At 62.4% G+C, this 7,695-nt stretch carries 5 protein-coding genes, 1 tRNA gene and 1 riboswitch; of the genes, 4 read left to right on the forward strand and 2 right to left on the reverse strand.

The annotated features are described in order from the left end of the window. The first annotated feature begins 82 nt into the window (after nucleotides 1–82). The 3 genes from earP (at nucleotide 83) to FLQ44_RS01675 (ending at nucleotide 2,691) form a co-directional block, all read left to right on the forward strand. Nucleotides 83–1,225, forward strand: coding sequence for an elongation factor P maturation arginine rhamnosyltransferase EarP (earP, locus tag FLQ44_RS01665; RefSeq protein WP_147692768.1), 1,143 nt, complete (start codon nucleotides 83–85; stop codon nucleotides 1,223–1,225). A 56-nt stretch (nucleotides 1,226–1,281) separates the two neighbouring features. Beyond that, nucleotides 1,282–1,845 (forward strand): elongation factor P, encoded by a 564-nt coding sequence (gene efp, locus FLQ44_RS01670; RefSeq protein ID WP_147692769.1) that lies wholly within the window; start codon nucleotides 1,282–1,284, stop codon nucleotides 1,843–1,845. A gap of 117 nt (nucleotides 1,846–1,962) precedes the next feature. Beyond that, nucleotides 1,963–2,128: riboswitch (yybP-ykoY riboswitch) on the forward strand. A gap of 2 nt (nucleotides 2,129–2,130) precedes the next feature. Beyond that, nucleotides 2,131–2,691: a TMEM165/GDT1 family protein gene (locus FLQ44_RS01675; RefSeq protein WP_147692770.1), complete on the forward strand. Its 561-nt coding sequence runs from the start codon at nucleotides 2,131–2,133 to the stop codon at nucleotides 2,689–2,691. 50 nt (nucleotides 2,692–2,741) lie between these two features. On the opposite strand, the gene FLQ44_RS01680 is transcribed toward FLQ44_RS01675, so the two are convergent. Further along, entirely contained in the window at nucleotides 2,742–4,595 is a 1,854-nt protein-coding gene (locus FLQ44_RS01680; protein WP_170252710.1) for a DUF3857 domain-containing protein, read from the reverse strand. A gap of 156 nt (nucleotides 4,596–4,751) precedes the next feature. Next, nucleotides 4,752–7,520, reverse strand: a complete 2,769-nt coding sequence (gene rnr, locus FLQ44_RS01685; protein ID WP_147692772.1) for a ribonuclease R — start codon at nucleotides 7,518–7,520, stop codon at nucleotides 4,752–4,754. An 88-nt stretch (nucleotides 7,521–7,608) separates the two neighbouring features. Between rnr and FLQ44_RS01690 the strand changes: the two genes are divergently transcribed. Then, nucleotides 7,609–7,695: transfer RNA gene (locus FLQ44_RS01690), tRNA-Leu, on the forward strand.

The following is a 7,695-nucleotide window of genomic DNA, read 5'->3' on the forward strand; positions in this document are numbered from 1 at the left end:
AGGCGCTTCAGGCGCCAGGTTATTGCGGCAGTGGCCACCGTGCCCCGCTATACTGGCGGCCTGTTTTTACGGGTGTCCTGCGATGCATTGTTCCCTGTTCTGCCGCGTCATCGATAACTACGGCGATATCGGCGTGTGCTGGCGCCTGGCGCGCCAGCTGGTACACGAGCACGGCTGGCACGTCACACTGTGGGTGGACGACCTGGCCAGCTTTGCCCGCATCGCCCCGGCGCTGGACATGGCACTAGCCTGCCAACTGCTGGACGGCATCGAGGTACGGCACTGGGCCGACCCGCTGCCGGCAGACGCCGCCGTGGGCGATATCGTCATCGAAGCCTTTGCCTGCGAGCTGCCGCACAGCTATCAGCAAGCCATGGCCGCCCAAGCCCGGCGCCCGCTGTGGCTGAACCTGGAATACCTGTCCGCCGAAGACTGGGTGGAAGGCTGCCACGGCCTGCCTTCGCCGCACCCGCGCCTGCCGCTGCAAAAATACTTTTTCTTCCCCGGCTTTACCCCGCGTACCGGCGGCCTGCTGTGCGAGCAAGCCTTGCTGGCCGAACGCGACGCCTGGCAGGCCGACACCGCGGCACAACACGCCTACTGGCAGGCACGCGGCGTGCCGCCCTGCCCGCCTGGCGGCGTGCGCTACAGCCTGTTTGCCTACGATAGCCCGGCGGCAGCGCAGTGGGTACAACAGTTGGCCGCAGGCAGCCAGCCGGTGCAGCTGCTATTGCCAATGAGCAAGGTGGTGCCGGACGTACTACAGGCCCTGGGCCTGCCAGCGGATGCCGCCGCCGGCCAGCACTACGCCTGCGGCCAACTGGCGCTCTACCTGCTGCCCATGACCGACCAGGCAGGCTACGACCGCCTGCTGTGGAGCTGTGATTTCAATATGGTGCGCGGCGAGGACAGTTTTCTGCGCGCGCAGTGGGCGGGGCGGCCGTTTGCCTGGCACATCTACCGCCAGGACGACGACGCGCATATCGACAAGCTGCAGGCCTTTTTGCAGCACTACTGCCACACCATGCCGCCGGCGCTGGCCACCGCGGTACAGGGCTTTATGCTGGCGTGGAACCGCAACCGGCTAACCGCCGACAGCTGGCCAGCCCTGCTGCAACACTGGCCGCAATGGCAGCTGCATGCCCGGGCCTGGCCCGACAAAATCCTGGCTGGCGGCAGCCTGGCAGCACGGCTGGTGCAATTTTCCCAGATTCGGCTACAATAGCGGGTTTTCTGGAACCCGTTTCCGATTCCGATTCAAGACTTTAGGACTTTATAAGCATGAAAACCGCTCAGGAACTCCGCGCTGGTAACGTATTCATGGTAGGTAACGACCCGATGGTCGTGCAGAAAGCCGAATTCTCCAAATCCGGCCGCAACGCCTCCGTTGTAAAAATGAAAATGAAGAACCTGCTGACCGGCGCCGGTACCGAAACCGTGTACAAAGCCGACGACAAGTTCGACGTAGTTGTTCTGGAAAAGCGCGAGTGCACCTACTCCTACTTTGCCGACCCGATGTACGTGTTCATGGACGAAGAGTTCAACCAGTACGAAGTTGAATCCGAAAACCTGGGCGACACCATCGGCTACATCATCGATGGCATGGAAGACAAGTGCGAAGTGACCTTCTACAACGGCAAGGCCATCTCCGTAGAGCTGCCAACCACCGTGGTACGCGAAGTGGAATACACCGAGCCAGCCGTACGTGGCGACACCTCCGGTAAAGTACTGAAGCCGGCCCGCATCAAAGGCACCACCATGGAGATCCCGGTTCCGGCCTTCGTGGAAATCGGCAACCTGATCGAGATCGACACCCGCACCAACGAATTCAAGAAACGCGCCTGATTTACCGCGCTTCATGAAAAACCGGCAGCCTGAGCTGCCGGTTTTTTTACGCCCGCACGCCCTGGCCGCCACGGGCAAGCTTGCCGAAAAACCACCTGCTGGGTATCATGCCGGCTTCCTGAGGGAGTAGCCGCCCTGCGAGACAGCAGGGGCTTGCGTCAACACACTTGGCCGTTCGGCCATGGCGCTAGCGACACGCGTTTGGCAAGACTCATGATTCGCCATGCACAGCGGGGGCTGCGCCATGGTGGGTCATGTTTCGTGCGCAGCCCCCTCGGAGTCTTCATGGAAGCGTTCTTCCTGTCTACCGGCATTGTTGCCCTGGCCGAAATCGGCGATAAAACCCAACTACTGGCGCTGCTGCTGGCCGCCCGCTTCAAAAAGCCTGTGCCGATCATTCTGGGTATCTTTGCCGCTACGGTACTGAACCACGCAGGCGCTGCCTGGCTGGGCCACGTCGCCACCGGTTTTATCGATATGAACATCCTGCGCTGGGTACTGGGTATTTCCTTTATCGCCATGGCCGCGTGGATGCTGATCCCCGACAAACTGGACGACGACACCCGCCTGTTCGAGCGCTTTGGCGTGTTTGGCGCCACCTGTATTGCCTTTTTCCTGGCCGAAATGGGCGACAAAACCCAGATCGCTACCGTGGCGCTGTCGGCGCGTTACATGGATGCCACCATCGGCGTGGTCATGGGCACCACCCTGGGCATGATGATTGCCAACGTGCCGGCCGTACTGCTGGGCGAAGTGGCCGCGCGCAAGCTGCCGGTAGAACTGGTGCACAAAATCGCCGCCGGCATCTTTGCTGTGGTAGGCGTGCTGACGCTGGTGAGCTTCTAAATGCTACATGCGGCCAACCTGACAGGGTTGGCCGCAAGGCTGGGCAAGACCTACTTTTGCAGCAGAATCTGCGCCTGGCCGTCGCACTCTTCCAGCTGGTCGACGAAGCGGCCAAACTCGGCACTGCGCATGGTATCGGCAGACAGCCATAACGCTTTACGTACCCATTGCTGCGCCAGACCTACCCCGTTTTTCACTGGCACGGCCTTCAGCGTGTAGTCGGCCCATGGCGAGCGCACCTCGCAGCTCGCCGGCTGCTCCAGCGGCTTCACGCTATGTACGCGCGTGACGCTTTGCTCGTTGCTGGCTTCCAGCAGGTAGTCCGTTACCCCGGCCTTGGCCTGCCACTGCCGCCAGGTGGCAATACGGCCGCTGGTCTGGCGCAGATCCAGCAGACGGAACGCGCCCAGCGGCTTGGTCACTTGCCCTACCGTCGCGTCTACCGTGTAGCGGTACGGCTCGGCCAGCAAGGCCGGTACGGCGCTACGCTGTACCTGGTGGCGTGTCTTGGTCATGCCATTGGACAGCAAAGCCTCGGCCAGCACATTGTCCTGCCGCTCTTTGCCCTGCCCGCTTTCCACACCCAGTATCTGGCGAGCCATGCTGCCCGCCAGCTCGCCCTCAGCCTTGAGCTGCCAAAGGCGGCCATCTAGCAGGCTGAAATCCAGCTGCTGCCGGTTATAGCTGCTGGCGGCGGCCATCAGCGCGATGCGGTCGGCTACCACCTGGCCATCGTCAGCCAGCACAAAAACATTGCGGTCTTGCAGCTCGCGCACCGGGCCGTGCAGCACGTTCAGCTTTTGTGTCGGGTCCAGCCAGTAGGTCTGGCCCGCTACCTGCAGCCGGACAATGGCGTGGTTCAGGCCATTCTGTGGCGACAACAGCAGCGGCGTGTTATCCACATCGGCACGCACCAGCGCCACCTGCGCCTGCAAACCGCTTACTCGCAGCATGGCGGCCAGCGTCAACGCCATATCCTTGCAGTCACCAAAGCCACGCTGCTCGATTTGCGCCAGCGTAAACGGCAGGTAGCCGTTTTCTGATACCCGCCAGTCGCCCATGTAACGGATGCGGGTATTCACATCGGCCATCAGGCCGGCCAGCTGTTGCTGCCATGGTTTACCCTGCACAGCGGCCACGGCGGCGCTGGCCTGGGCGGGCAAGGACTCAGCCAGCCGCTGTGCAAAGCCGCTGGCTATAGGCGCCAGATAACGCATGGGGTCGGCTTCGGTACTGACATCAATCAGCGGCAGGCTGCGCAACTCAAAGCGGTTTCCGGTTTCGGTCACATCAAAAAACATGGGCTGCAGGCTGCGTGCGGCCAACGCTTTGCCGTCTGCCGATTGTGTCACCTCGATGCGGCCAGCCAGATCGCGGCCCGCCCAGTGCAGTGGCTGGTCGGCGCGAATTTTCCAGTCGAACTCGTCTATACGCAGGCTACCGGCGGACAAGCCTTGCATCTGTGACAGTGCCTCGAAAGGCGCAATCCGCGGCGTCTGGCGGCGGTATTCCAGCACCACGGTGCTACCAGTGCGCACCGCAGGAAAAGCAACGGTCAGATAGCTGCTGCTCTCGAAGCCATTCTGCCCGGGCATGGTGCCGCGCTGGATGTCGCCATCCGGCACGGCCAGCTCGGTGCCATCCGCCTGGCGTGTGTAAGCACGCAGCAGGGTGAGTGTTTCGCGTTCGCGGAACACCAGGGTCGCGGTGCCGAAAGCATCGCGGCCACTATCGCGCAAAATGGTGACCACCTGCTCGATGCGGCAGTCACTCCCCTGCGCCACCTGCCACTGGCAATCTTGCCGGAAGCGCAAGGCCGAGTTGGCCTCCTGCGGGGATTTGAACGCTGCCATGGCCGGCATGGACACGGCAAGGCACATTAACAACTTGGCAGACCGATTCATGATATCAAGATTCATTCTCATCAATAACGCCGCACAAACTACAACAAAGTCATAGGCCGGACAAGCACCACGCTGACTCAAGTAGCACCCACCGCACCATCCAATAAAAAAACCGCAGCACTTGGCTGCGGTTTTGTCTGCTACGGCGACGCGGGCTTAGCGGCGCGGGCTGCGGCGGCTGCGTGGCTTGGGTGCTGCGCCCCCCTCAGCAGCCGGTGCTGTCGGTGCCGGGTTGGCCGGTGCCGCACTGGCTGGCGCAGGGTTGGCCGCAGCAGCCGGCTTACGACGGCGCGCTGGCTTGGCCGCTGCTGGCTCGGCCGGCGGGGTAGCCGGCTGGGCAGCGGGCTGCGCTACCGGTACCGCCTGGGCTGGCGCTGGCTTATTGGCCGGTGCCTTGGCTGCAGCCGGCTTGCGCGGGGCGCGCGGCGGCTTGGCGGCGGGGGCCTCGGCCACTACCGGTTTGGCCTCGACAGCGTTGGCCGCAGGTACCGGCTGTGCTGGCGCGGCTTGCACCTCGGCCGGTTTGTTAGCGGCATGACCCTTGCCACGATGGCGGCTGCGCGACGACTTGGCGGCAGGCGCCGGTGTCTCGCTGGCTACCGGCAACACCGCCTCAACCAGCTTGACCGCCGGCTTGGCGGCAGGCTTCGCGCTGGCTTTCTGCGGTGGCTCGTTACCCCCCTGGCGGCGGTTGTCACGGCGGCCTTTATGGCCACGCGAACCACGCTCGCCGTCGTCACGCCCGCCTACCGGCTTGCGGCCAACGTCCAGCAAGGCAAAGTCTACCTGTGCGGTTTCCAGGTCAGCACGCATCACCTTGATGGTGACGGCGTCGCCCAGCTGGTAGCGCAGGCCGCTTTTCTCGCCGATGATGGCTTGCAGGTCTTTATGGAAGTGGAAGTAATCCTTGCCCAGCTCGGAGATATGGATCATGCCTTCCACGTACAGGCCGTCCAGCAGCACGAAGATGCCAAAACCGGCCACCGCACTGATCTTGCCGGTGAACACTTCGCCCACCTTGTCACGCATGAAGTAGGTTTTCAGCCACGACTGCACGTCGCGGCTGGCATCATCGGCACGGCGCTCGGCCATGGAGCAGTGCTCGCCAATGGCTTCCCACTTGCCCGGCTTGTACTTCTTGCCAGCCAGAATGGCCTTGATGGTACGGTGCACCAGCAGGTCGGGGTAGCGGCGAATCGGCGAGGTAAAGTGGGTATAGGCCTCGTACGACAAGCCAAAGTGACCCAGGTTTTCCGGCTGGTAGACCGCCTGCTGCATGGAGCGCAGCAGCATGGTCTGGATCATGCTGGCGTCCGGGCGCTCGCGCACGCGGTCGGCCAGCTCGGCGTAGTCTTTGGTGGTGGGTTTGTCGCCACCGCCCAGGGTGAGGCCGCTCACGTTCAGGAAGCGGCGCAGGTTTTCCAGCTTCTCGGGCGTGGGGCCTTCGTGCACGCGGAACAGGCACTTGTGTTCGTGCTTGAGAATGAACTCGGCCGAGCACACGTTGGCCGCCAGCATGCATTCTTCGATCAGGCGGTGGGCGTCGTTGCGCACTACGGGCACGATCTTGTCGATCTTGCCCTGCTCGTTGAACAGCATCTGCGTTTCGACGGTATCGAAATCCACCGCGCCGCGTTTCTTGCGCTGCGCCAGCAGCTGCTGGAACAGGGCGTACAGGGTTTCCAGCTGCGGCTTGCGCGGGTGCTCGCCACCTTCGGACAGCAACTGCCATACCTGGGTATAGGTAAAGCGCGTTTGCGAGCGCATCACCGCCGGGTAGAACTGGTACTTTTTCACCTTGCCGCGTGCCGAGATCTGCATATCGCACACCATGCACAGGCGGTCGACATCCGGGTTCAGCGAGCAGATGCCGTTGGACAGCTCTTCCGGCAGCATGGGGATCACACGGCGCGGGAAGTACACCGAGGTGCTGCGGGTGCGGGCGTCCACATCCAGCGCATCGCCGGGGCGCACGTAGTGGCTCACGTCGGCAATGGCCACAATCAGGCGGAAACCCTTGCCGCTTTTCTCGGCGTACACCGCGTCGTCAAAGTCGCGCGCGGTTTCACCGTCGATGGTGACCAGCGGCAGGTCGCGCAGGTCCACGCGGTCCTTGATGTCTTTCTTGCCGACTTTTTGCGAGGTGGCCACGGCCTGGGCCAGCGCTTCATCGCTGAAGATATGCGGCAGGTCGTGTTTGCGCAGGGCAATTTCGATTTCCATGCCAGGGTCGGCGTAGTCACCCAGCACTTCGCTGACTTTCACGATGGCCTGACGGTGCGCATCGGCGTACTCCACGATGTCTACCATCACCACCTGGCCGTGCTTGGCACCGCCATCGCCGCCGGCTTCCACCAGCATTTCCTGGCGCACACGGCGGTCTTCGGCCACGGCAAACCACACGCCGCGCTCGTTATAGATACGGGCAATCAGGCGGGTAGTAGCGCGTTCGATCACATCGGCAATACGGCCTTCCGGGCGGCCACGGCGGTCGGTACCGGCCGAGCGTACCATCACGCGGTCACCATGCATGACCTTGTGCATTTCGCGTTCGGAAAGATAGATATCGTCGCCCTCGCCGTCTTCGCGCACGGCAAAACCGTAGCCATCACGGTGGCCGGAGATGCGGCAGGGGATCAGGTCGAGCTTCTGCGCCACGCAGATCTCGCCCTTGCGGTTAATCAGGATCTGGCCGGCACGTTCCATGGCGCGCAGGCGGCGCTCGAACAGGTCCAGCTCGTGATCATAAATGGGGAAAACCGCCGCTAGCTCCTCTGCGTGCATGGGCACACCATTTTTTTCGAGGATTTCCAGGACAAATTCGCGGCTAGGTAAGGGATTGTCGTATTTGGTTTTTTCGCGACTCAGGTGGGGATCCTGCAGGCGCAAAGGCTGGTTCTTGCTGTTTTTTCTATTGGAGGCCATTGACACTCTCAAAATGATCATTATAATGCGTGCTTCTTCGGTGCACTGCCCTAAACAAGCAGCTGTAGCGATGATACAGCAAAGCAGCGCCCAGGTGGCGGAATTGGTAGACGCACTAGGTTCAGGTCCTAGCGCCCGCAAGGGTGTGGAAGTTCGAGTCTTCTCTTGGGCACCA

The sequence above is a fragment of the Vogesella mureinivorans genome (assembly GCF_007644035.1).
Lineage (GTDB): Bacteria > Pseudomonadota > Gammaproteobacteria > Burkholderiales > Chromobacteriaceae > Vogesella > Vogesella mureinivorans.

Excerpts from the sequence above, each read along its gene's own strand:
- earP (WP_147692768.1), top strand. The coding sequence starts at position 83 with ATGCATTGTTCCCTGTTCTGCCGCGTCATCGATAACTACGGCGATATC.
- efp (WP_147692769.1), top strand. The coding sequence starts at position 1,282 with ATGAAAACCGCTCAGGAACTCCGCGCTGGTAACGTATTCATGGTAGGT.
- FLQ44_RS01675 (WP_147692770.1), top strand. The coding sequence starts at position 2,131 with ATGGAAGCGTTCTTCCTGTCTACCGGCATTGTTGCCCTGGCCGAAATC.
- FLQ44_RS01680 (WP_170252710.1), bottom strand. The coding sequence starts at position 4,595 with ATGAATCGGTCTGCCAAGTTGTTAATGTGCCTTGCCGTGTCCATGCCG.
- rnr (WP_147692772.1), bottom strand. The coding sequence starts at position 7,520 with ATGGCCTCCAATAGAAAAAACAGCAAGAACCAGCCTTTGCGCCTGCAG.